This window comes from Microbulbifer variabilis ATCC 700307 (assembly GCF_000380565.1).
Lineage (GTDB): Bacteria > Pseudomonadota > Gammaproteobacteria > Pseudomonadales > Cellvibrionaceae > Microbulbifer > Microbulbifer variabilis.
On sequence record NZ_AQYJ01000020.1, the window covers coordinates 94735 to 115709 of the forward strand.

Sequence of the window (20975 nt, forward strand, 5' to 3'; positions counted from 1 at the left end):
CGCGTAATTCATCCGGAAAGAGCTTGCCGGACCAACCAGTGTGAAGGCTAATGCAATAAAAACGGCAAACAAGAGACTTGCGATCAAGTGCCGGGAATTATCGATCAGGCCACATCCGATATTTTCCAATGATGTGGCCCACAGGAAAGTTAAAGGAAGTGCTGCACTTTGCTCTTGTAGCTGCGGCTCATTTTCAGGCACTCACCATTATCCAAAACCAAATGGTATTCCCCATTTATATGCGCTCTAATTTCGCGCACGCGGCTCAAATTCACAATTGTGGAGCGGTGGATACGCTGAAATAGTTTAGGGTCCAGTTGTTGCTCCAATTCTTTCATAGTGATACGCATGACATGGGTTTCACCCTGAGCGTGTACACACATGTAATCCCCGGCAGCATCAATCCAGTCAATCTCACGCGCTGGGACCAGGGTGATTTTCCCCGAATCCTTAACTGCAATTTTGTCTGGATAGGCACTACCGGCAAACTGGCCACTCACCAGCTTTTGCTCTAAGGCCTCCGGAGACTCCTTGGTTAAATCCGCCACAGCCTCCAGCAATTGCTCACGCTGGATGGCAATATCTGCAGTGGACATTTTCTCGCGAGCGCGCGCCAGCGCCAACGCTAAACGCTCCTCTTCAATGGGCTTTAACACATAGTCCACTGCATTAACTTCAAACGCCTCTACAGCGTACTGATCGTAAGCAGTGACAAACACCACTTGCGGCAACTTCTCTAAAGGAATCTGTTGCACAAGCTGCAGGCCATTGATACCCGGCATCTGGATATCCACAAAAGCCACATCGGGCCCGAATTCGAGAATTTTTTCCAGGGCATCTCGGCCATTACCACTCTCTGCGACCACTTTTACACCAGGCATCTGCTCCAAGCGCAGCCGCAGGCCACGGCGGGCCAGGGGTTCGTCATCGACAATAATTGCGGTCAGGTTTTCAACTGCACTCATCTCGTTATTCCTGTTCATAGGGAATGCGAATGTTTACCGACAGGCCGCCCTCCGGGCGATTGCGGAAACGCACTCTCTGATCCTCGCCATACAATGCGCGCAGGCGCTCGCAGGTATTGCGAATGCCAACACCATAGCCCTTGCCAATCAGGCGCAACTCCTTTTCCGACATGCCTGGACCATTGTCTGTGACTTCCAACAGAAGCTCTCCAGCAAAGACCCGCGCTTTGATACCGATTTCCCCGCCCCACTCCAACTGGGAAATGCCGTATTTAATCGCATTTTCCACCAGAGGCTGCAGCAACAGGCTGGGCACCAGCGCCTGAGGCGACTCTCCCTGTAAATCCAGGCGCACACCGAGACGATCGGCAAAGCGCACTTTCTCAATATCCAGGTAGAGCATCAGTGCCTCCACCTCCTTGGCCAGGGTGACCTTTTGCATGGGGTCGTTGTCCAGGGAGTGGCGCAGGAACTGTGACAAACGCATTACCATATTGTTGGCGGTGCGCCCATCGTTATCCAGGATCAGTGTGGAAATGGCATTGAGAGTGTTAAACAGGAAGTGGGGATTTAACTGGTAGCGCAACATTTTCAGCTGGGCTTGGTGCGCCATAGATTCAGCACGCAGGGCCTTCGCCTGCTGGGTCTGCGAGGTTTGATAATACTTAATGCCGTAATACAGTGCCGCCCAGGTGGTGAGAATCATAAATGAATAGGAAAACCAGTAGGTGGCTTGCCAAACCGGGTTTTCATCGCTCACTTTACCGTACAACCACAGAAAACCTCCGAACTTGATGGCTGCCCAGAGCGCGGCTACCAGCACTACCAAGAGCAGTGACCCCAGGAAACGGGTTGCCGGGGGCTTGTTCCACAGGCGCTGGAAGCCATAGCGCATGGAACCGCTGAGCAAAATCCCGGCAGTGGTGGCCATGGCGATATAGCCCGAATGGACCCAGTGGTCTTTCACCCAGAAAAAACTACTGATAAAAGTCATTAGGGTGTAGCCGGCCCAACCGCTGAGCTGCAGGGCCCAGTATTGGGACTTATGGCTCGAAAGGCGCTGTGAAAGCCACTGAAATGCTTTATTTCCCATAATCTCCCGCTGAAGACATCAAAATATGGCGTCGATTTGACACTTTTGTATGGCTTCATACTAAATGGGGTCGATCGCCGGCGAAACACCAACCGGCGCAGCACAGGGACAAACTGCCGCATGACATACTGGTTATTCAAATCCGAACCGGACGAATACAGCCTGCAGGACCTCGCCGCCGAAAACACTGGCAGCGGACGCTGGGATGGAGTCCGCAACTTTCAGGCGCGCAACTTCCTGCGCGATCAGGTCTCAGTGGGCGATGGAGTATTGTTCTATCACAGTGCCTGCAAGGTGCCAGCGGTGGTGGGTACCGCCGAAGTGGTCAGGGCCGCCTATCCAGACCCGGCCCAATTCGACCCTGAGAGCAAATACTTCGATCCCAAGGCCAGCCCCAGCAAGCCTCGCTGGTACTGTGTCGATGTAACCTGGCGCAGTGAGTTTGCACGACCTGTTCCACTGGCCGAAATCAAGAAGACCCCTGAACTTGAGGAGATGGTACTGGTTAAGCAGGGGCGGTTGTCGATACAGCCTGTAAAAGCAAGTGAGTGGGACACTATTCTCGAACTCGGACTAAGCTGACGGCATAGCGACGCCTTTGGCGCCGCTGCGGGTAATTTAGTTATCTTCGTGAGGGGAACGTCCCACGCTGTACCAGTCAAGTTTTCTGGTCAACACCATAGTGCAGCTAAGTACCGCGAATACCAGCAGTGACCCCATCAGCAGGGCGTAATCCTCAGCACTGAGCAATCCATACAGGAGTCCGTAAAGCGCTGCCAGCAGAGCGGCAAAACCCAAACCCCGACGCCAGCTTCGCAACACAGAACTGGTATAGAAACCAATCAGGCCGACACAGGCTGCTGCAGAAACTGCATAGGCCTTGGCAAAAGCAATATGCTCCGACAGCGATAACAACAATAGGTAAAACAACGCCAGCGCCAAACCCACCAGTGCGTATTGCACCGGATGCACGGACAGTCGCTTGAGTACTTCAAACAGGAAGAAAGTGGCAAAGGTCAAAGTGAGGAATAGCAGTGCATATTTAATCGCCCGATCAGTCTTCAGGTACTGATCCACAGGGTCAAGAAAGCTGACGCCAAAGCTGCGCCCGAGTAAATTTGCACACTCGCTATCTTTCCCACACTGCTGCAACACCTCTTCCAGGTTGGTCGCAAAGAAACTGGTCTGCCACTCGGCAGTGAAACCGCGATCGGTGATCTCTCGGCGACTCGGTAGGTACTCGCCGATAAAGCTGGGGTGGGGCCAGTCAGCAGCCAGCATCACCCGGCTATCGCGACCTACCGGCACCAACTGCAAATGCTCGGTACCCTGCAAGTTCAGATCAAAGGCAAATTCCAGGTCCTGACCACCCTCTGGATTTATCATGGGCAGTTGCGCATGAACACCCGCGCCAAGCATAGAGGTACCACTGCCGGGCGCGAACTCCAGACTTTCGTTATTCAAACGCAATTTCAGGTCTTTACGAATACCTCGAATATCACTGATACCAACGGAGAGGAAGGGTGCATCAAAGCGATATTGATCCAGTTTTTCACCCAAACCCAACTTCTGTGGCAACCGAAACACCCCACTCACCTTGCTATCACTATGGTAAAGAAGCGCCTCATAAATACCCCGGGCGCGGCGCTCGGTGCCCAGTTCGGCATCAAAAATAAATCGCTCCGGCAGAAAATACAGCCGCCCACTGGTTTCACGCTGTTCCTGATAACGTTCGCCAGTTTGGTCGTTTATCTTCAGGTGCTGCACTGTTCTGGTATAGGGCATTATCAGAATAGGCCCAACGATTTTCTGGCTGTAACTGGAACTTCGGGCAATATCCCGAAGTACTTCTCCCTGGTATCGCTGCCGCTCATCGATCAAACCGCCAATCATAGTCAGCGGTATCAACAGCAATAACACCAAAAAGGCGATCGCGCCCAATTTAAATGCCAGGGTTCGGTTCATGGTTCAGACCTCAGTGTCGAATTTCGATCTGCTGAGTCTGAGCGGCCCGGGTGGGATGCCGATGGGGTCTAAAAGGAGATTTTGTGGAGATTATGTGAACTTTGGCCTTCAACTTAATCAGCTGGCAAAGTCAGGCGCACCTCAACACCTCTCTCCACATTGGCGATAGTCAATTCACCACCGTGCAGTTCGGCCACTTCCTTTACAAAGTTGAGTCCCAGACCAGTACTTTTACGTCCACCACTGGGACGAGGCAGTGAGTAGAAACGCTCCGTCAGGCGCGCCAGGGCATACTCGGGAATAGCTTCAGCCTGGTTGTATAGGCAGATTTCTATCCATCCCTCACACCGCCCGGCGCCAATGCGAAGCAGGCCACCTTGTGGAGTGAAATCCAATGCGTTGTCGAGCAAATTGGCCAGGGCCTGGTTCAATAAGAAACGCTCGCCATACAATCTCAGAGTATCTTCCACTGCCCACTCCACACTAAAACCGCCAGCGGTAATACGCGCCTGTCGGGCCTGCAACAGCTCTTCCAGCAAGTGTGCCAGTGGAATGGCCTCCCTCTCCTCCAGCCCCTGACGCTGCTCTACCTGGGCCAAGTGCAACAATCGTTCGCTCAACTGCTGTAAACGAGAGGTCTCCTGTTGAATATTGCTTATGAAACGCCGGCGCTGATCCGCGGGCATCTCACTATCGAGCAGTTCAGCAGCACCGCGAATGGCCGCCAGCGGACTTTTCAATTCGTGGGTCAGAGTATGCACATAGCGCTCAACATAATTCTTGCCTTCCAACTCAGAGCGCATCTGTTCCAGGGCCAGTGCCAGCTGCCCCAGCTCACCATCAGACATTTTCGGTGGCTCGACTCGTTGCCCCGCACTCACAGCCTGGGCATACTGGGTCAGTTTTCCCAGTGAGCGGCCCAGCCACCAGGACAACAGGGCGCCGACCAATAATCCCAGTACGACCAATCCCACCCCCAGCCACATCAAACGCCGTTGCGACCGATCAATATAAGGCTGTAGGGTTTGATTGGGCTTGGCCACGGAGACCACACCGATAATTTCTTCCCGGTCGAGTATGGGCGCCGCCACATACATCACCGAGGAATCCGGGTTGTCAGGATCTTCGCGCGTAGAGCGCGCACCGTAATCGCCACGCAGGGTTAGGTAGACATCATTCCAACGAGAATAGTCCTGGCCGACCGCCCGACCGCTGGAATCCAATAAAACTCGGCCGAAAGCATCGGTGACATAAATTCGGTGATTCACCTGGCTCTTGGTCAGTCCCCAGATATTTGCCTGTGGCTGACGCCGACCATAAGCTTCCAGCAACTCAGGTAGTTGGCTCTGAGCCAGATTACCGCTCCTGACATCATCACGCAGGATTTCCGCCAGCAAGTTGGCAGTATCTACCAGGGTTTCCTCGGTGGATTGGCGTACCCCGGGACGGATCTCCTCCATCACCGTATTCAATACAAACCAGCTGGCCAAGCCAACAAACAGGAAATAGACAGCGAAAATACGAATGCCCAATGACATTTTAGGATTCCAGGCAGCAGCTATACCCCAAGCCCCGGTGGGTCTGTATTGGCTTGGCATCAGGTGCAATCATTCGCAATTTGGCTCTCAGCCCTTTGATGTGACTATCGATATTACGCTCATAACCCGCCTCCAGTGCCACCCCCAGTGCATCGAGTAATTGTGCACGGGAAAACACTCGTCCCGGCTGGGTTAACAGGGTTTCCAGCAGGCGATATTCATTGAGCGTCAGAGGTAATAACTGCTCGCGGAAATGAATCTGGTAACTCCCCTGCTCTATGCGGAAAGGCCCTTTCAGCTCTATTTTTTGTGACTTATCAGGGCCCGATGTCATGCGTTTAAGGATGGCCTTTACCCGCGCCACCACTTCGCGCGGACTGAAAGGTTTCACCACATAGTCATCAGCACCGATCTCGAGCCCCACTACCCGGTCTATTTCTGCATTGCGGGCAGTGAGGAATATCACCGGCACTTCGGAGAAACGACGCAACTGCTTACAGGCTTCGAAGCCACTGATATCCGGCAGTCCCACATCCAGGATCACCAGGTCGAAAGGCTCATTCTCAAGCAGTACCAGCGCCTCGCCGGCCACCCCCACCCAGCGAGTGGTAAACCCCTCGGTCTGCAGGGCATAGACCAGGGTATCGGCAATAGCGCCTTCATCTTCAACGATCAGTATTTTTGGCATAGGACCCCAAGCTCAAATTCTGCCAGTGTACCTATTTTTTACTGAGCCCTACGCTTGCTTTAGCCATAACTCAAATAAAATCAGAGATTTCATCCAGGGATTTTCTGGCAATCGCCGGCACCTGGGCGCCCTCCGCCGGCAGCCCGGCCACCAAAATCATATAGGGCTTTTCCTCAACCGGGCGACCGAGAATTTCATTGAGAAATTTCATCGGGCTGGGGGTGTGGGTAAGAGTCGCCACACCGGCATTATGCAAAGCAGCAATCAACATGCCAGTAGCAATACCCACTGATTCTGCAGTGTAATAATTTTTTAATCGCTCACCATTTTCCGCACTGGAAAATTTCTTCAGGAAAATTGCGATCAGGTAAGGGGCGGTTTCCAGGAAAGGTTTGTGCGCATCCGTACCCAGTGGTTCCAAGGCATTGAGCCACTCTTCAGAGGCACGCCGCTGGTAAAACTCACGCTCTTCCTCCTCTGCTGCCTGGCGAATGCGGCGTTTGACCTCCGCACTTTCAACTACGACAAAATGCCAAGGCTGCATATTAGCCCCGCTGGGAGCACTGCCCGCAGCGCGCACGGCATCCTCGATAACTTCACGAGGTACGGGCCTTGCAGAGAAGTCCCGCACCGAGCGGCGCCGGCGCATCAGTCGGAAGAACTCACCTGCACGACGGCACATCTCATCATCGTCAAGGTGGGTAAAATTCAAGGGCTGGAATATTTTTTCAGTCGTCATATCCAGCCCCTCAAACCACACCTTTGGTCTGTGCGATAAATACACTGAGCAGTGACAAGAGAGTTAGTACAACCACAACCACCAGCAGCAATAACCAGGGCCTGAAGGGCTTTCGCTCCACCTGATTCACACCACTTTGCAGGTATTGATCGACCCGGGCCTGGTCTTCTGCGGACAGTTTCTTTTGGGGGGTATCGGACATTGGCTCTTTCGCTCGTTATTGTTTTGTCCCGAGTGTAGGAGAAAGCGAAAAGTGACTCCACAAAAAACGCCATCTCCTATTGCTTAATATTATGAAACAGCGAAATTCCCGGGAGACTGATATTAGGGCCACTCCCTATACCCAGGTTTCCCAAGCGAAGGGAAGTGGGCCCAAGTTACCCTCAACCGGCAAACAAGTAATAACTTTATTAGATAATTTTATAAGCAAAATTCAATTAAAGCCTGAAGGCTAACGTTACGAATTCGTTACAAAATATGCCCAGGTGAGTATTTATTGAAGAATGAAATTCCTGGACTCTGTGTCTTACATGCACAGAGCCTTGAGGCTAAGGCCGCCCGCTCAGGGATCAGTCAAACTTATTAGGCTAGCGAGCGCACTTGGAGCCAACAATGAAAAACGTACTGACAAAGTAGCCAGTGCGGATAATTCCAAAAGTTGTGGAGAAAACAATAATAATGCGCTCATCAATAAAAGCCCTGATGCAAAAAACAGCAATCGCAACGGCAGTTTCGCTTGCGTGTGCTACCCCTTTCGCGGCTCATGCGAATGAGACCGGCCTGACTGACGGCATCATCATCAAGTACAAGAAAAGCTCAAAAATTGGTCATGGTGCCAAGCTTGCACAAGACACTATTGATAAGGCCTCTCAGCGAGCCGGCCACAAGTTACGCCACAAGCGCCGTATGGCCTCAGGAGCCCAGGTCATGCGCCTAGAGGGCCGCAAAAGCAAGGCGGAACTGAAAAAAATAGTTGAGCGGCTAAAGCAGGACCCCAATGTCGAGTACGCAGAACCAGATTTATTGATGCGTCCAATGGCAACTCCGAATGATCCCAGTTATTGGAATCAATGGCACTACCGGGAATCCACAGGTGGCCTCAATCTGCCCTCAGCCTGGGATGTCACACAGGGTGAGGGCGCTGTAGTAGCCGTCCTTGATACCGGCTATCGCCCCCATCACGACCTGGTCGACAACCTGCTACCTGGCTACGATATGATTTCCAATACGTTTGTCTCAGTCGATGGCGATGGACGTGATGGCGATGCCACTGACCCAGGTGACTGGCACACAGACAATGCCTGCCAGAGTGATGACCCCAGAAATTACGAAAGCGACAGCAGCTGGCACGGTACCCACGTTGCCGGCACTATCGCAGCCACTACCAACAATAATATGGGAGTGGCCGGCGTCGCTTACAAAGCCAAGGTGGTCCCAGTTCGAGTACTCGGCCGCTGTGGCGGTCTGACTTCAGATATCGCAGATGCCATCGTTTGGGCTGCAGGGGGCAGTGTTTCCGGTGTACCGACTAATGCCAACCCGGCACAGGTTCTCAATCTGAGCCTCGGTGGTGAGGGTACCTGTGGCTCGGCCTACCAAACGGCTATTAATACCGCACGCAGTCTCGGCGCAACCGTTGTCGTGGCCGCCGGTAATGACGATGATTACGCAAGTAGATACACCCCGGCGAGCTGTGATGGCGTTATCACCGTTGCCGCAACAGATCGCGATGGCGGCCGCGCTTACTATTCCAATTACGGCAATGCAGTCGATATGGCCGCTCCTGGAGGCGCACAGAGCTTCGCCAATGATTCCAATGGCATCCTCTCGACAGACAATAGCGGTACCAGAAGCCCCGGAAGTGATGCCTACTACTACAGCCAAGGCACCAGCATGGCCGCGCCACATGTTGCCGGCGTTGCCGCTTTGCTTTACTCGGTAGACCCGAACCTGACCCCAGATGAAGTTGAATCCGTACTCAGTAACACTACTCGTAGCTTCCCATCTTCATGTACTGGCTGCGGGGCAGGCATCGTCGATGCTGCGGCTGCGGTAGCGTCTATTACCGGAAATGGCAATACCGGCAACGGCACCAGTCTTGTGGAAACTAATGTTGCAGGTGCGTCTGGCAGTTGGCTGACATACCAGATTGAGGTAGAGCCAGGCATGTCCTCCCTGGATATTGAGATATTCAACGATAACGGTGAAGTCGACCTCTATGTTAGTTACGGAAGCAGCCCGACCAGGGGGAGCGTAGTGAATGATACTGAGAATTGCGTACCTTACGAGTGGGTAGGAAACACCAACGGATATAACACTGAGAGCTGCTCTTTCAATAACCCCTCTGCCGGTACATGGTATATCGCCCTGCATGGCTATGAAGCATTTAACGGACTGACTTTGACTGCTGAAGCCAAGCCGTGACAAGCTTTGAAACCTAAACAACCAAAATAAAAAAGCCCCGCGATGCGGGGCTTTTTGGGATTCTCTCCAGCCCCCTTAGAACAGCTCGTCCTCCAGATCCATAAGGGTCGCGCTGCCGGCATTTACACTTGCAGCCAGTGCTTGGGTGCGCGGCAGCAAACGCGCAAAATAGAATCGCGCAGTTTTCACCTGACCTTTGTAGAAGCTATCTGCCTCCTGCTGATCCAGTGCTACTGCAACCACCTTGGCCCACATAAAGGCGTAGGCCACATAGCCGAATAGATGCAGGTATTCTACAGATGCCGCACCAGGCGCGTGGGGATCTTCTTGGGTAGCCGCAATCATCTTCTCGGTGGCCTCGCGCAGGCGCTGCAGCTCGATTGCCAACGGCTGCACGAACTCCGCCATCGCCTCTCGATCCACCTGGCTGTCGATAAATTTCTGTACATCCGCGGCAAACAGCTCAAACAGGGCACCACCGCTGGCGACAGTTTTACGGCCCACCAGATCCAGGGCCTGGATACCGTTGGTACCTTCGTAAATCTGGGTGATGCGCACATCGCGCACCAACTGCTCCTGACCCCACTCACGAATATATCCGTGGCCGCCGAATACCTGCTGACCGATTACGGTGCAGTCCAGGCCCATATCGGTGGTAAAGGCCTTGGCCACCGGGGTCAGTAATGCCACCATGGATTCGGCATTCTTCTTCTCTTCACCCTCACCAAACTTGGAAATATCCAACCACTGGGCCACATAAGTGGACAGGGCGCGGCCACCACCAACCAGAGCTTTCTGGGTGAGCAGCATCCGGCGCACGTCAGGGTGTACGATAATCGGATCGGCTGCTTTCTCTGGCTGCTGGGCACCGGCCGGAGAGCGGCTCTGAATACGGTCGCGAGCGTATTCCCGGGCATTCTGGTAGGAGCGATCGGAAGCGCCGAGGCCCTGGATACCTACACCCAGGCGCTCGTAATTCATCATGGTAAACATGGCGGCGAGACCCTTGTTCTCTTCGCCCACCAGCCAGCCCTGGGCTCCATCGAAATTCATCGCACAGGTGGCGGAGGCTTTGATGCCCATCTTGTGCTCAATAGAGCCGCAATTCACGTTATTGCTCTCGCCAACACTGCCGTCTTCGTTCACTTTGTATTTCGGCACCAGGAAAAGGGAGATGCCTTTGGGGCCCTGGGGTGCGTCCGGCAGCTTGGCCAGTACCAGGTGAATAATGTTATCGGACAGGTCCTGGTCGCCGCCGGTAATAAAAATCTTGCTGCCGTTTATGCTGTAGCTGCCATCCTCGCGGGGCTCTGCCTTGGTGCGGATAATCCCAAGGTCGGTGCCCGCATGGGGCTCGGTCAGGTCCATGGCGCCAGCCCAGGTGCCCTCATACATCTTGGGCAAATATTTCTGTTTCAGCTCTTCGCTGGCATGGGCATCAATCGCCAGGCAGGCGCCGTTGGTCAATACCGGGTAGAGAGCAAAGGAAATATTGGAGGCATTGATCATTTCCTCGACCTGAGCACCCAAAATTTTCGGCATACCCATACCGCCATACTCCGGGTTACCCAGCAGTGCGCCCCAGCCGCCCTCGCAGAAAGTCGCATAGGCTTCCTTGAAGCCCTCCGGGGTGGTTACAACCCCCTCATTCCAGTGACAACCCTCTTCATCGCCGCTGCGATTGATAGGGTCCAGGGTATTGGAAGCCAGCTTGGCCATTTCTTCGAGAATCGCATCTGCGGTCTCGCGATCTACCACCCCAGCAAGTCCGGGCAGTTCCGTCCAGAGTTTTTCTGCAGCAAAGACTTCGTGCAGCAGGAAGTTCATCTCCCGCAGGGGCGCCTTGTAGTCGGCCATGCTCCCAATCCTCATTCAAGTGTTTCAAACGCTTGTTTGAATCTAGGGCCGAAGGCGGGCAAAGTCAACTGGTTTGGGCCCTCTCAGGCCCCGGATGGAACGGCCTTTACGGTGGGTTCTTCAGGCGGGTAGCAACGGGCGGATATCCAGGTTTTCGGCTGCCTCACGATAATCCCGCCCCTCGCTATGGGGCAGTACACCGAGTAATGATGCAGGTATCAGGGCTTCAAGGGTGGCCAGATTCTCCTCGGCTCGCTCCATGCCCGGACGAACAAAGTTAGCCACCCAGCCAGCCAACGGCAGACCATCACGGCGGATAGCCTCGGCAGTAAGTAGAGCGTGGTTGATACAACCCAGCTGCATACCCACCACCAGTACCACAGGGATATTCAGTTCCCTCGGCAACTGGGACAGGAAGCTCCTTGGTCCCAGAGGGGTACGCCAGCCTCCAGCGCCCTCAATCAGCACCAGGTCGGCGCCGGCAGACATCACACCACGGCAAACGCCCGCCATACGTGACACACTCAACTGCTTTCCCGCCTCAATAGCGGCAATATGAGGTGCGATTGCAGGCTCTAGCGCAAAAGGGTTCACCTGCTGGTAAGGCAGCTGCAGGGTCATCGCCTCCCGCAATAGCAGGGCATCTTCATTACGCAATCCATCTTCAGTCCGCTCACAGCCAGACGCTACCGGCTTCACCGCAGCGGTTTGTAATCCCGCGTTTGCGCCTGCTGTAAGCAGGGCTGTACTGACAAAGGTCTTGCCCACTTCGGTATCGGTACCGGCCACAAAATAGGTTCTGCCCAAGGCCATCGCCTCCGCTAATCAAAAAAGTTCAATTTTTTTCTTGTGGTGACTTTTCACGCCATCAACTTGATGATAATTTATCCATGTAGCGCAGATTTTGAACAAATCAAGCCGAGCACTGATAACAAAGGCACGGGGTAGCGCTAACAAAATAACTCCCCCAAAAGGGGAAAATGCTCTGCAGGGACGCGGAAAATCTCGAAATAACTGAAAACATTCAAGCAGCTTAGAGACCATGCGATACCTGACTCTTGCCCTATTGCTGGCGATGCCACTGCTCGCCTCAGCAAAAGTAACCCCTGTCGATCATGTTGTTGTGTACAAGTCGAAGAAGCTGATGCAGCTTATTCGCGACGGCCGGGTAGTGAAAAGCTACACAGTCTCCTTCGGCGATAACCCCAGGGGACACAAAGTCCGCCAAGGGGACGAGCGAACCCCAGAAGGACGCTACACCCTGGACTGGAAAAACCCCAATAGCCGCTTCTACCGCTCCATCCACGTGTCCTACCCGAATAAACAGGACCGAGCGCGGGCGGCCAGGATGGGGGTCAGCCCCGGTGGCGATATCATGATCCACGGCATCAAACCCGAATGGGCCTATATGGAAAACCACCTGCGCCGTAACAACTGGACCGATGGCTGTATCGCCGTCGCTTCCAACCGGGAGATGGATGAAATTTGGGCTCTGGTGAAAACCCCCATCCCCATCGATATCTACCCTTGATTACCTCCCAGGGCCAGCTTCATATAAATCACCTCGTAACTCACCGGCAGCCCCTTTGGCTGCCGGAGACCTTCATAGGCTTCGGCCAATCGCTGTAACCGGGCTCGCCCAGTCATGCCTCGCTTGGCCGCGCGGTTGATATTATGTGCTCCCACACCTTTCAATTCCTTCATCAGCTGGCGCAGACTGTCGAAATGCAACAGGCGTTGCTCGTCGAGTACTTCACCACAAAGCTGCGATTGCGCCGCTGCCTCACGCCAGTTGGCCAGTGGCAGGAAGCGATTAACGTGAACACCGCTGTCTACCAGAGCCCAGCTATCGCGCAATTCTGCCAGGGTACCCGGCCCCAATGTCGCCACCAGACATTGTCCAGCGGGAGAAAGTACCCGACGCAACTCGGCGAATAACTGCGGCAATCGGTAGCACCATTGCAGTGCCATACTGGAGAACACCAGATCTACAGTACCTTCCGCCAGGGGCAGTTGCTCCGCATCCGCAGTGATATAGCCATCTGCCAGCGGCCTCTCTGTGCGGGCAAAGCGCAACATGTCCTCTGCCAGGTCCAGGGCGATAATTTTTGCCTTGGGAAAATGCTGGCGCAGCAACTCACTGCCAAAGCCGGTGCCACTGCCCAAATCAACAATGGTACGAGGTTCCCAGTGGCGTTCCGCCATTTTTATCAGTTGACGGCACACCGCTCTCTGTATATGTGCGCAATCGTCATAGCTGGCGGCGGCACGGCCGAAGGAGCGCGCCACCGCAGATTTATCAAAGGGCTCTGCCGCTAGGGCACTAGAGGGGGATAAACTCTCGACAAAGTGTCGTAATCGCTCTGCCACTTGGCGAGGTTGTGACAACTGTGGTTTGTGGCCGCAGCCCTCCATCACCTCTACCGCCGCACCATAGGCCTGGATTTCCTCTATGGCCGCCAGCGGCACCAGGGCATCCCGCTTGCCAAACAGGTGGAGTGCGGGGATTTCCAGCGACTGCAGAAGATCCCGATTATCCAGCTCTGCCAGGCAGTCCAGGGCCTTAACCCAGGCTCCGGGGTTAATGTTGGGTTTGCGCGCTTTCAGTTGCTTGACCAGGGCACGCATGGCGTTATCACCATGGGACTGCAGGGCGCAAAAGCGCTCCCAGGTAGCATAGGGATCCTGCACGAAAGCGCTACGGAACCTATCAAAAGTGCGACGGGGCATGCCGGGCCAATTGTCCCTCTCTACAAAGCAAGCATTGGCGGAGATGGTGACAACTCCATGGATTTTCTCTTGTCCTGGCCTGGCGGCAATCTGCAGAGCCAACATGCCGCCAAGGGAGTGCCCTACCAAAACACAATTTTGCGGTAGCGCTTGGTAAAGCTGTTGTAGAAGCACCTCTAGCCTTGGCCATGCCTGCTCCCTGCGTTCACCAAACCCCGGTAACTCGATACAAATCAGCGGTAGCCCCAGTTGTTCATGCACAGCCTCCAATAGTGGCTGCCAGGGCCCCTTGTCTCCGCCCCAACCATGCAAGAACACCAGGTTCTCTATCTGGCTCACAAGTGCACCGCCTTGTTTTCCCGGAGGACCTCCGCCAAGGCATTGAGAAGCGCATCGATTTGGTGATGGTTATGTGAAGCACTCAAGGTAATTCTCAGGCGGGCAGTACCCGCGGGCACTGTCGGAGGGCGAATAGCGCTCACCAAAAAACCGCGTTTTTCCAACTGTTCAGAAATAGAAATAGCGGTTTCTTCACAGCCGAGCAGGAGCGGCTGAATTGCGCTGGGGGAGTCAGCCAGAGGTAAATTCAATTGCCTGGCGCAGTGGCGAAAGTGGGCAATGTTAGACTCCAGGCGCCTGGTCAACTCAGGCTGTCTACGCATCAAATCAACAGCGGCAACACAGCCCGCGGCCACCGCCGGAGGCATTCCAGTGGTGTAGATGTACGTACGGGCAAATTGCACCAGATAATCAATCAGCTCGCGAGAACCAGCCACAAAGGCTCCGGCATTACCAGCGGCCTTGCCCAGGGTGCCCATGATCACTGGTGCCTGGGACTGGTCAAGACCCGCCGCAGTACAACTGCCAGCGAAAGGAAATTTTTCGCTGCCCATTACCCCAAATCCGTGAGCCTCATCCACCATCAACCAGGCACCATACTCACGACACAGATCAGCAATCTCTGCCAGCGGCGCCAGGTCACCATCCATACTGTAAACACCGTCGACCGCCACCAGGATATTGCCACCTCGACTGGCAGCACGCCGTAATTGGCGATCCAGACCAATAAGGTCGTTGTGGGGAAAGCGCAAGCTGTTAGCGCCAGACAAGCGTGCTCCATCAATCAGTGAAGCGTGGTTGAGCTTGTCGGAAATAATATTGTCGGCACGGCCCAGTAACGCACAAAGCGTGCCCACATTAGCCATATAGCCACTGGAGAATACCAATGCAGCCTCGCGCCCGGTGACTTCAGCAAGACTGTATTGCAGCTGTTGATGGACTTGCAAGTGCCCATTGACCAGGTGAGAGGCAGTGGCACCAGCGCCCAGCTCAGCTCCGGCCTGCTGGGCGCGGATGACCTCAGGATGGGTTGCCAGCCCCAAGTAGTCGTTGCTACTGAAAGTAAGCAGTTCTCGGCCATTAACCCTGGCCTCAGGCCCCGGCACCGAATCCAGAGTCTTGACTTCCCGGTAGAGGTTACGCCTGCGCCGCTCATCTAGCCGCTGGCGCAGGGTTTGATCCAGGGTCATTTGGCCGCGTCGTAGAAAAAGGCATCGTTTTGTCGCTCGCTGATCTGGGCGGACAGCTCAGCTTCCACTTCTGATTCGTCAGCGTATTGCTGGTATTCCTCCGGCAGGATTCCCAAGCGGTTGAACAACTGCATATCTTTGTTGGCCTCAGGGTTAGCGGTGGTCAGCAGCTTCTCCCCATAGAAGATGGAGTTGGCACCGGCGAGGAAAGCCATTGCCTGCATTTCATCGCTCATTTGCTCACGTCCTGCAGACAGGCGCACATGGGACTTAGGCATCATAATTCGGGCCACGGCAATACAGCGGATAAACTCGAAGGGGTCCAGATCCTTTTCCTGCTCTAACGGCGTACCCGCTACTTTTACCAACATATTGATCGGCACCGACTCCGGGTGTTCAGGCAGGTTGGCCAGCTGCATCAGTAGCCCTGCGCGATCTTTGTCCCCCTCACCCATACCGACAATGCCACCAGCGCAGACCTTCATACCGGCCTCGCGCACCCTACCCAGAGTCTCAAGACGATCCTGGTAGGTGCGGGTGGTGATAATCTCACCATAATACTCCGGAGAGGTGTCCAGATTATGGTTGTAATAGTCAAGCCCGGCATCCGCTAATTCCTGCGCCTGGTCATCATTCAGCATACCCAGGGTCATACAGGTTTCCATACCCAGCGCTTTAACTTCACGCACCATCTGGGTGACGTAGGGCATGTCCTTTTTCTTGGGCGAGCGCCATGCGGCACCCATGCAGAAACGGGTAGCGCCGCCGGCTTTGGCCGCCCTGGCCTCCTCCAAAACCTTTTCCACCTTCATCAGTTTTTCCCGCTCCAGCCCGGTATCGTAGCGAGCACTCTGGGGGCAGTAGGCGCAGTCTTCCGGACAGGCGCCAGTCTTAATCGAGCAGAGCGTGCTCACCTGCACCCGGTTAGCATCAAAATGCACCCTATGCACCTGCTGGGCGGTAAATATCAGGTCGCTAAACGGCAGGGCAAAGAGGTCCAGAATCTGCTGGCGGGTCCAATCGTGGCGGATCTCAGCGGCGGGTAATTGCTGGGCGACAGTCACAGGGCTTACTCTCTCTAGTTGCTGGAGTTATTCGTACTGTTTTTTTATTCGCAGGGCCGTGGTGACTATCACTAATTGCAGTGGCAGACTCGACCAAACAGACTGGCCAGTTTAGCCAGGCCCGTATCGCTGTCAACTCAATCACCCGATTATGGTTTACAGGATTATCTCCCCACTGTTTATTACCCGAAACCTGGCCCAATGCCTTTTATGTGGTGACCGGGCCGGCGATTATGGGATCTGCCCCGCTTGCATAGAGGATCTGCCCTTTCTGGAAAACGCCTGCGAGACCTGTGCTTTGCCGCTGCTGCCGCCCTCCCAGCTTTGCCCCGCCTGCCTGAGGCAGCCACCACACTACAGCCGAGTCCGCGCCGCCTGGCATTATGCTTACCCGATAAACCAACTGATACAACGCTTCAAATACCATGGCGACCTGGCTGCGGGTCACAGCCTTGCCCAGTTGGCCGCCCAAGCTTTCAAACCAGCCAACCAAGGGCCAGACCTGCTTGTCCCCATCCCTCTTCACTGGCGTCGTTATTGGCTGCGCGGCTATAACCAGGCGCAGTTGGTAGCAGCTGAGTTGGGAAAGCAGTGGCAACTACCGGTACGCCCTCGATTACTGCGAAAATTCGGTGCCACCCAGACACAATCTCAATTGCGCCGTAACCAGCGCCTGCGCAATTTACTCCATAGCTTCTCTGTCGATGAAAATGTTGAGAGGCTACACATCGGCCTGGTAGATGATGTGTTGACCACCGGCGCCACTTTGGAAGCAGCAGCACTGAAACTGCTTGAAGCAGGCGCAACCAAGGTAAGTGCCTTTATTTTGGCCAGAACGCCATGACTCATCGGCGCGACCGCAGATAGACCAGTAGTCACAATAGCGTCACAATATTATGCCTTGCCGTTCTGGCACGAAAGTCCCACATCAGCCAGCGCTGCTAAGGTTCTATTCAGTGACTAATTGCTCGCACGATTTTTGGTGCGGGCCAGGAATTCAGCGATGAGTGAGTACAAATTGCCAAGGGGCATTGTCATCAGCGGGACAGGCCTATGGACCCCACCAGAATCTATCAGCAATGAAGAGTTGGTAGATGCTTACAATACCTACGCTACACAGTACAACCTGAAGCACGCGCAGCAAATTGAAGATGGGGAACTGCAAGCCAAACCCCAATCCTCTGCAGAATTTATCGAGAAAGCCTCAGGGATTAAAAGCCGTTATGTAGTTACCCGCGAGGGGATTCTCGACCCAGAGCGCATGCGCCCATTTATCCCCGAGCGCAATGACGACGATCTCTGTGTACAGGCCGAGATGGGCGTGAATGCTGCCAAATTGGCGCTGGAAAAAGCCGGTAAGAAAGCCTCCGATGTGGATATGGTAATCGTCGGCGCCTCTTATATGCAGCGTGCCTACCCAGCTATTGCTATCGAAATCCAGGGTGCTCTCGGTATCGACGGCTTTGCCTTTGATATGGAAGTCGCCTGTTCCTCTGCAACCTTCTCCTTACAACGAGCGGTAGATGCGATCAGCTCTGGCGCAGCGCGCACTGTGCTGGTGATTAACGCGGAGCTGGCCTCCCCTCAAGTGGACTTCACAGACCGCGATAGTCACTTTATCTTCGGGGACGTGGCTGTAGCCAGCGTAATCGAGCGCCGTGAGACATGCTCTGTAGATAGTGCCTGGGAAATACTCGGCACCAAGGCCAAGACCGTCTACTCCAACAATATCCGCTCAAACTTCGGATATGCAGCGCGCGCCGCGGATGTTGATCCCTTCGGCCCAGGCAAACTGTTCCGCCAGAACGGTCGCAAGGTTTTTAAGGAGGTTTGCCCCATGGCTGCAGCCCATATTGAGGCGCACCTGCAGGAAACCGATACCAATCCGCAAAGCGTGAGCCGCTACTGGCTACATCAGGCCAATATCAATATGAACAACCTGATCGCCAAGAAACTGATGGGAGACGAAGCCAGCATCGAGCGCGCCCCAGTAGTACTCGACCGCTATGCCAATACCGCAAGCGCCGGTTCGGTAATCGCCTTCAACCTGCACAGTGACGACTTGCAGCTTGGAGATCGCGGCATTATCTGTTCCTTCGGCGCCGGCTATTCCATCGGCAGTCTGGTGGTAGAAAAGATCGCGGTCTGATTAGACTTACTTCAGACCTGAAAAAACCGGGCCCGGCCCGGTTTTTTTATTTCACTGCCTGGCCATCCTCTTCGCACTTCTCATCCAGCTCTTCGAGCAACTTTTCCGCCCAGGTGATCCAGGTCTTCTCCGCCTCAATACCCAACAACAGGGTCTGGTGCGCGAGCCAGTAGCGCTCTTGCAGGGCAATATCACTATTTAGTACTCGCTCGTTTTGCTCACTGTAGTTATCCAGAAGTCCCCGGTGAAGCCTTAGTTGCGTATTCAGTGCCGAGCGTAGCTCTTCCTGGCTCAGGTGGTGGCCGGCAAACATACGCACCAAGAAGGGCTCGCGGATCTTTTGCGGCGCCGCTGGCTGGGTCACCCAGTCGCGCAGTTCCATTCGGCCTTTATCAGTGAGGCTGTAGACTTTCTTATCCGGCTTTCCCTCCTGGGGCTGTTCCACGCAATTCAACAGACCTTCAGCGTGTAACTTGTGTAGTTCCCGATACATCTGCTGGTGGCTGGCGCTCCAGAAGTGCGAAACGCTGCGCTCGAAACGGCGCTTTAGGTCATAACCGCTGCCGGGCTCGATATCCAGCAAGGTGAGGACAGCATAGCGCAAGGACATAGGAACTCCGATTAAGCTTATGCAAAGAGTTGCATATTAACTGCTGAATAGCCCTTATAGCCAGGAGGCACCAGGAGCCAATAAGATAATTAGATTAATTTTCTAAAAAAATTTAGGATGTTTATCTCGACAAGTCTTACCAGTCGAGATGTAGGGGCTAGCATTTATGCCAATTGTAGATATAATCGCCGGCTTGCCGCCACCCTGTATCAGGCGGTCAGAAGTCTACGAGGTTTCCAGCTCCATGTCCGCGCCCGCAATCACTCCATCCAGCCCAGACGCCGACACAGAAACGCCCAATGCTCGCCGCTGGGACTTTCTGCTGGATATCTTCGCAATGAACAGCTTCTCCTGGGCTGTGGCAATTCCCATTGAGCTGGTCCTGGCCGGTATGAGCTGGAATGAACACCTGAAAGTGCGATTGATGGCGCTGGTATTCAACACTCTGATAGCACGTCCTTTCAGTGTTTATCGCAGCTGGATTGTGAACAGATTTGGCGGAGGCGGTGTGGTCAATGCCTACCTCGTGGACACCTTCGTATTTCTGAGCTTTCAGTTTCCTCTGTATCTGTGCAATATGCGCCTCGGCGGCGCCAGCTGGGATGAAATCGCCACTGCCAGTATCACGTTTATGCTAATCGCCGGCGCTCTCGGGCGCCCTTATGGGATTTATCTCGACTGGGTGCGCCGAGTATGGATTAATAATGTCAGTTCCCTGTGGAGCAGAAGGGTCTCCTAGGCGAACAATAACACTCGACTGAGCATTACGAGAGAGAGGAAATTCGCTGTGTTGACCTATAACGCCATTGAGAAGAGTTCCATGACCATTGGCATAGTCGCCGGCACCCCCACAGATACCCGCTTTGGTCTCGATTTCCTTGCTGCACGACAGTTTCGCGGGCTGGGCCTTTCACTTTCAGCATCGCCACAAGCCCAGACCCAACTGCAAGCCCTGGAGCGCGGTGCCCTCACTCAGCAACTGATCGAAGCCATCAAGCAATTGCACGAAGCAGGTGCTGATGCTGCCATGATCTACTGCAACTCCCTTTCCGGTGCGGTAGATATGCCGGCAGTCAAAGCCGCCTCCCCCATTGAGGTTGTCTCGCCCCTGGAAGTCTACGCCGAACTGACACAGCGCTATCGCAACTTTGGCCTGCTCGCAGCTAACTGCCAGAGTTGCGCCAATATCGAACGTGAAATCCTCGAGCGCAATAAAACTGCAAAAGTAATTGGCATCGGCAACTTGCAGATTGTCGAGGATATTGAGGACGGTCTCGCCGCGGAAATGATCGTGCAGCAGCATGCCCTCGATGACCTCGTTGCCGCACTGGTAAAAAGCGGCGTGCAAATCCTGATCCTGGGCTGCACCCACTTTGATTATTTCTATCAGGAGCTACTCGCCCACTGCGATGGCATCCGTCTCTTCCTCCCTTCAGAGCGTATGTTACAGCTACTGCAGGAGCGTTTACCCCAGGCCGCCTAATTGCCTCAGGGTGTTATTCACAGGGAATCGCGCCGTTTAGCCTGAGTTGTGAACTCGCCAAACCTCGTACGCGCCCTGTAAAAAAGTCTGTCCTCCCAGCCTTTGTAATAGGCTGCAATTCCTACCTATTAACCCCTACAA

Annotated in this window: 20 protein-coding genes; 7 read left to right on the forward strand and 13 right to left on the reverse strand. The window is 54.3% G+C overall.

Annotated features, from left to right (window positions below):
• Window positions 1–149: 149 nt before the first annotated feature.
• Window positions 150–965 (reverse strand): LytR/AlgR family response regulator transcription factor, encoded by an 816-nt coding sequence (locus G367_RS0102700; protein WP_020411554.1) that lies wholly within the window; start codon window positions 963–965, stop codon window positions 150–152.
• Window positions 966–969: 4 nt separating this feature from the next.
• Window positions 970–2058, reverse strand: coding sequence for a sensor histidine kinase (locus tag G367_RS0102705; protein ID WP_020411555.1), 1089 nt, complete (start codon window positions 2056–2058; stop codon window positions 970–972).
• A gap of 120 nt (window positions 2059–2178) precedes the next feature.
• Here G367_RS0102705 and G367_RS0102710 point away from each other — a divergent pair, with 120 nt between their 5' ends.
• The gene (locus G367_RS0102710; RefSeq protein WP_020411556.1) at window positions 2179–2640 is read left to right on the forward strand and encodes an EVE domain-containing protein; all 462 of its coding nucleotides are present in this window, start codon (window positions 2179–2181) and stop codon (window positions 2638–2640) included.
• 36 nt (window positions 2641–2676) lie between these two features.
• On the opposite strand, the gene creD is transcribed toward G367_RS0102710, so the two are convergent.
• The 5 genes from creD to G367_RS0102735 form a co-directional block, all read right to left on the reverse strand.
• The gene (creD, locus tag G367_RS0102715) at window positions 2677–4023 is read right to left on the reverse strand and encodes a cell envelope integrity protein CreD (RefSeq protein WP_020411557.1); all 1347 of its coding nucleotides are present in this window, start codon (window positions 4021–4023) and stop codon (window positions 2677–2679) included.
• A 113-nt stretch (window positions 4024–4136) separates the two neighbouring features.
• On the reverse strand, window positions 4137–5561 hold the full coding sequence (gene creC, locus G367_RS0102720; protein WP_020411558.1) for a two-component system sensor histidine kinase CreC: 1425 nt from the start codon (window positions 5559–5561) through the stop codon (window positions 4137–4139).
• A 1-nt stretch (window position 5562) separates the two neighbouring features.
• Window positions 5563–6249 (reverse strand): two-component system response regulator CreB, encoded by a 687-nt coding sequence (creB, locus tag G367_RS0102725; RefSeq protein WP_020411559.1) that lies wholly within the window; start codon window positions 6247–6249, stop codon window positions 5563–5565.
• A 70-nt stretch (window positions 6250–6319) separates the two neighbouring features.
• Window positions 6320–6988 (reverse strand): nitroreductase family protein, encoded by a 669-nt coding sequence (locus G367_RS0102730; RefSeq protein ID WP_026304899.1) that lies wholly within the window; start codon window positions 6986–6988, stop codon window positions 6320–6322.
• A 10-nt stretch (window positions 6989–6998) separates the two neighbouring features.
• Complete coding sequence (locus G367_RS0102735) at window positions 6999–7190, reverse strand: DUF3094 family protein (RefSeq protein ID WP_020411561.1); 192 nt, start codon at window positions 7188–7190, stop codon at window positions 6999–7001.
• Window positions 7191–7666: 476 nt separating this feature from the next.
• Between G367_RS0102735 and G367_RS0102740 the strand changes: the two genes are divergently transcribed.
• Window positions 7667–9412, forward strand: a complete 1746-nt coding sequence (locus G367_RS0102740; RefSeq protein ID WP_020411562.1) for a S8 family peptidase — start codon at window positions 7667–7669, stop codon at window positions 9410–9412.
• Window positions 9413–9487: 75 nt separating this feature from the next.
• On the opposite strand, the gene G367_RS0102745 is transcribed toward G367_RS0102740, so the two are convergent.
• Both G367_RS0102745 and bioD read right to left on the reverse strand, forming a co-directional pair.
• A complete protein-coding gene (locus G367_RS0102745; RefSeq protein WP_020411563.1) occupies window positions 9488–11269 on the reverse strand; it encodes an acyl-CoA dehydrogenase C-terminal domain-containing protein in 1782 nt (593 codons plus the stop codon).
• Window positions 11270–11389: 120 nt separating this feature from the next.
• Entirely contained in the window at window positions 11390–12082 is a 693-nt protein-coding gene (gene bioD / locus G367_RS0102750) for a dethiobiotin synthase (RefSeq protein ID WP_020411564.1), read from the reverse strand.
• Window positions 12083–12311: 229 nt separating this feature from the next.
• Between bioD and G367_RS0102760 the strand changes: the two genes are divergently transcribed.
• Window positions 12312–12800 carry a L,D-transpeptidase family protein gene (locus G367_RS0102760; RefSeq protein ID WP_020411566.1) on the forward strand — a complete coding sequence of 163 codons (489 nt, stop codon included), beginning with the start codon at window positions 12312–12314 and terminating at the stop codon, window positions 12798–12800.
• Here G367_RS0102760 and bioC read toward each other — a convergent pair.
• The 3 genes from bioC to bioB are packed head-to-tail and all read right to left on the reverse strand — an operon-like array spanning window position 12791 to window position 16592.
• Entirely contained in the window at window positions 12791–14338 is a 1548-nt protein-coding gene (bioC, locus tag G367_RS25540; protein WP_020411567.1) for a malonyl-ACP O-methyltransferase BioC, read from the reverse strand. The genes G367_RS0102760 and bioC overlap by 10 nt on opposite strands.
• Entirely contained in the window at window positions 14335–15528 is a 1194-nt protein-coding gene (gene bioF, locus G367_RS0102770) for an 8-amino-7-oxononanoate synthase (RefSeq protein ID WP_020411568.1), read from the reverse strand. The genes bioC and bioF overlap by 4 nt, the downstream gene beginning before the upstream one ends.
• The gene (bioB, locus tag G367_RS0102775) at window positions 15525–16592 is read right to left on the reverse strand and encodes a biotin synthase BioB (RefSeq protein ID WP_020411569.1); all 1068 of its coding nucleotides are present in this window, start codon (window positions 16590–16592) and stop codon (window positions 15525–15527) included. The genes bioF and bioB overlap by 4 nt, the downstream gene beginning before the upstream one ends.
• Before the next feature lie 151 nt (window positions 16593–16743).
• Here bioB and G367_RS0102780 point away from each other — a divergent pair, with 151 nt between their 5' ends.
• Together G367_RS0102780 and G367_RS0102785 are read left to right on the forward strand one after the other, a co-directional pair.
• Entirely contained in the window at window positions 16744–17436 is a 693-nt protein-coding gene (locus G367_RS0102780) for a ComF family protein (protein WP_020411570.1), read from the forward strand.
• 159 nt (window positions 17437–17595) lie between these two features.
• Window positions 17596–18741, forward strand: coding sequence for a beta-ketoacyl-ACP synthase III (locus G367_RS0102785; RefSeq protein ID WP_020411571.1), 1146 nt, complete (start codon window positions 17596–17598; stop codon window positions 18739–18741).
• Window positions 18742–18787: 46 nt separating this feature from the next.
• Here the strand turns inward: G367_RS0102785 and G367_RS0102790 are convergent, their stop codons facing one another.
• The gene (locus G367_RS0102790) at window positions 18788–19351 is read right to left on the reverse strand and encodes a PadR family transcriptional regulator (protein WP_020411572.1); all 564 of its coding nucleotides are present in this window, start codon (window positions 19349–19351) and stop codon (window positions 18788–18790) included.
• 166 nt (window positions 19352–19517) lie between these two features.
• Here G367_RS0102790 and alaE point away from each other — a divergent pair, with 166 nt between their 5' ends.
• The gene (gene alaE / locus G367_RS0102795) at window positions 19518–20090 is read left to right on the forward strand and encodes an L-alanine exporter AlaE (RefSeq protein WP_020411573.1); all 573 of its coding nucleotides are present in this window, start codon (window positions 19518–19520) and stop codon (window positions 20088–20090) included.
• A 48-nt stretch (window positions 20091–20138) separates the two neighbouring features.
• Complete coding sequence (locus G367_RS0102800) at window positions 20139–20834, forward strand: aspartate/glutamate racemase family protein (RefSeq protein ID WP_020411574.1); 696 nt, start codon at window positions 20139–20141, stop codon at window positions 20832–20834.
• Window positions 20835–20975: the final 141 nt, after the last annotated feature.

What these genes read in the sequence shown, in the direction of transcription:
- G367_RS0102700 (WP_020411554.1), bottom strand. Translation starts at nt 965, where the DNA reads ATGAGTGCAGTTGAAAACCTGACCGCAATTATTGTCGATGACGAACCC.
- G367_RS0102760 (WP_020411566.1), top strand. Translation starts at nt 12,312, where the DNA reads ATGCGATACCTGACTCTTGCCCTATTGCTGGCGATGCCACTGCTCGCC.
- G367_RS0102705 (WP_020411555.1), bottom strand. Translation starts at nt 2,058, where the DNA reads ATGGGAAATAAAGCATTTCAGTGGCTTTCACAGCGCCTTTCGAGCCAT.
- G367_RS0102710 (WP_020411556.1), top strand. Translation starts at nt 2,179, where the DNA reads ATGACATACTGGTTATTCAAATCCGAACCGGACGAATACAGCCTGCAG.
- alaE (WP_020411573.1), top strand. Translation starts at nt 19,518, where the DNA reads ATGCCAATTGTAGATATAATCGCCGGCTTGCCGCCACCCTGTATCAGG.
- G367_RS0102740 (WP_020411562.1), top strand. Translation starts at nt 7,667, where the DNA reads ATGCGCTCATCAATAAAAGCCCTGATGCAAAAAACAGCAATCGCAACG.
- G367_RS0102730 (WP_026304899.1), bottom strand. Translation starts at nt 6,988, where the DNA reads ATGACGACTGAAAAAATATTCCAGCCCTTGAATTTTACCCACCTTGAC.
- creB (WP_020411559.1), bottom strand. Translation starts at nt 6,249, where the DNA reads ATGCCAAAAATACTGATCGTTGAAGATGAAGGCGCTATTGCCGATACC.
- bioD (WP_020411564.1), bottom strand. Translation starts at nt 12,082, where the DNA reads ATGGCCTTGGGCAGAACCTATTTTGTGGCCGGTACCGATACCGAAGTG.
- creD (WP_020411557.1), bottom strand. Translation starts at nt 4,023, where the DNA reads ATGAACCGAACCCTGGCATTTAAATTGGGCGCGATCGCCTTTTTGGTG.
- G367_RS0102790 (WP_020411572.1), bottom strand. Translation starts at nt 19,351, where the DNA reads ATGTCCTTGCGCTATGCTGTCCTCACCTTGCTGGATATCGAGCCCGGC.
- G367_RS0102780 (WP_020411570.1), top strand. Translation starts at nt 16,744, where the DNA reads ATGGTTTACAGGATTATCTCCCCACTGTTTATTACCCGAAACCTGGCC.
- bioF (WP_020411568.1), bottom strand. Translation starts at nt 15,528, where the DNA reads ATGACCCTGGATCAAACCCTGCGCCAGCGGCTAGATGAGCGGCGCAGG.
- creC (WP_020411558.1), bottom strand. Translation starts at nt 5,561, where the DNA reads ATGTCATTGGGCATTCGTATTTTCGCTGTCTATTTCCTGTTTGTTGGC.
- G367_RS0102735 (WP_020411561.1), bottom strand. Translation starts at nt 7,190, where the DNA reads ATGTCCGATACCCCCCAAAAGAAACTGTCCGCAGAAGACCAGGCCCGG.
- G367_RS0102785 (WP_020411571.1), top strand. Translation starts at nt 17,596, where the DNA reads ATGAGTGAGTACAAATTGCCAAGGGGCATTGTCATCAGCGGGACAGGC.
- G367_RS0102745 (WP_020411563.1), bottom strand. Translation starts at nt 11,269, where the DNA reads ATGGCCGACTACAAGGCGCCCCTGCGGGAGATGAACTTCCTGCTGCAC.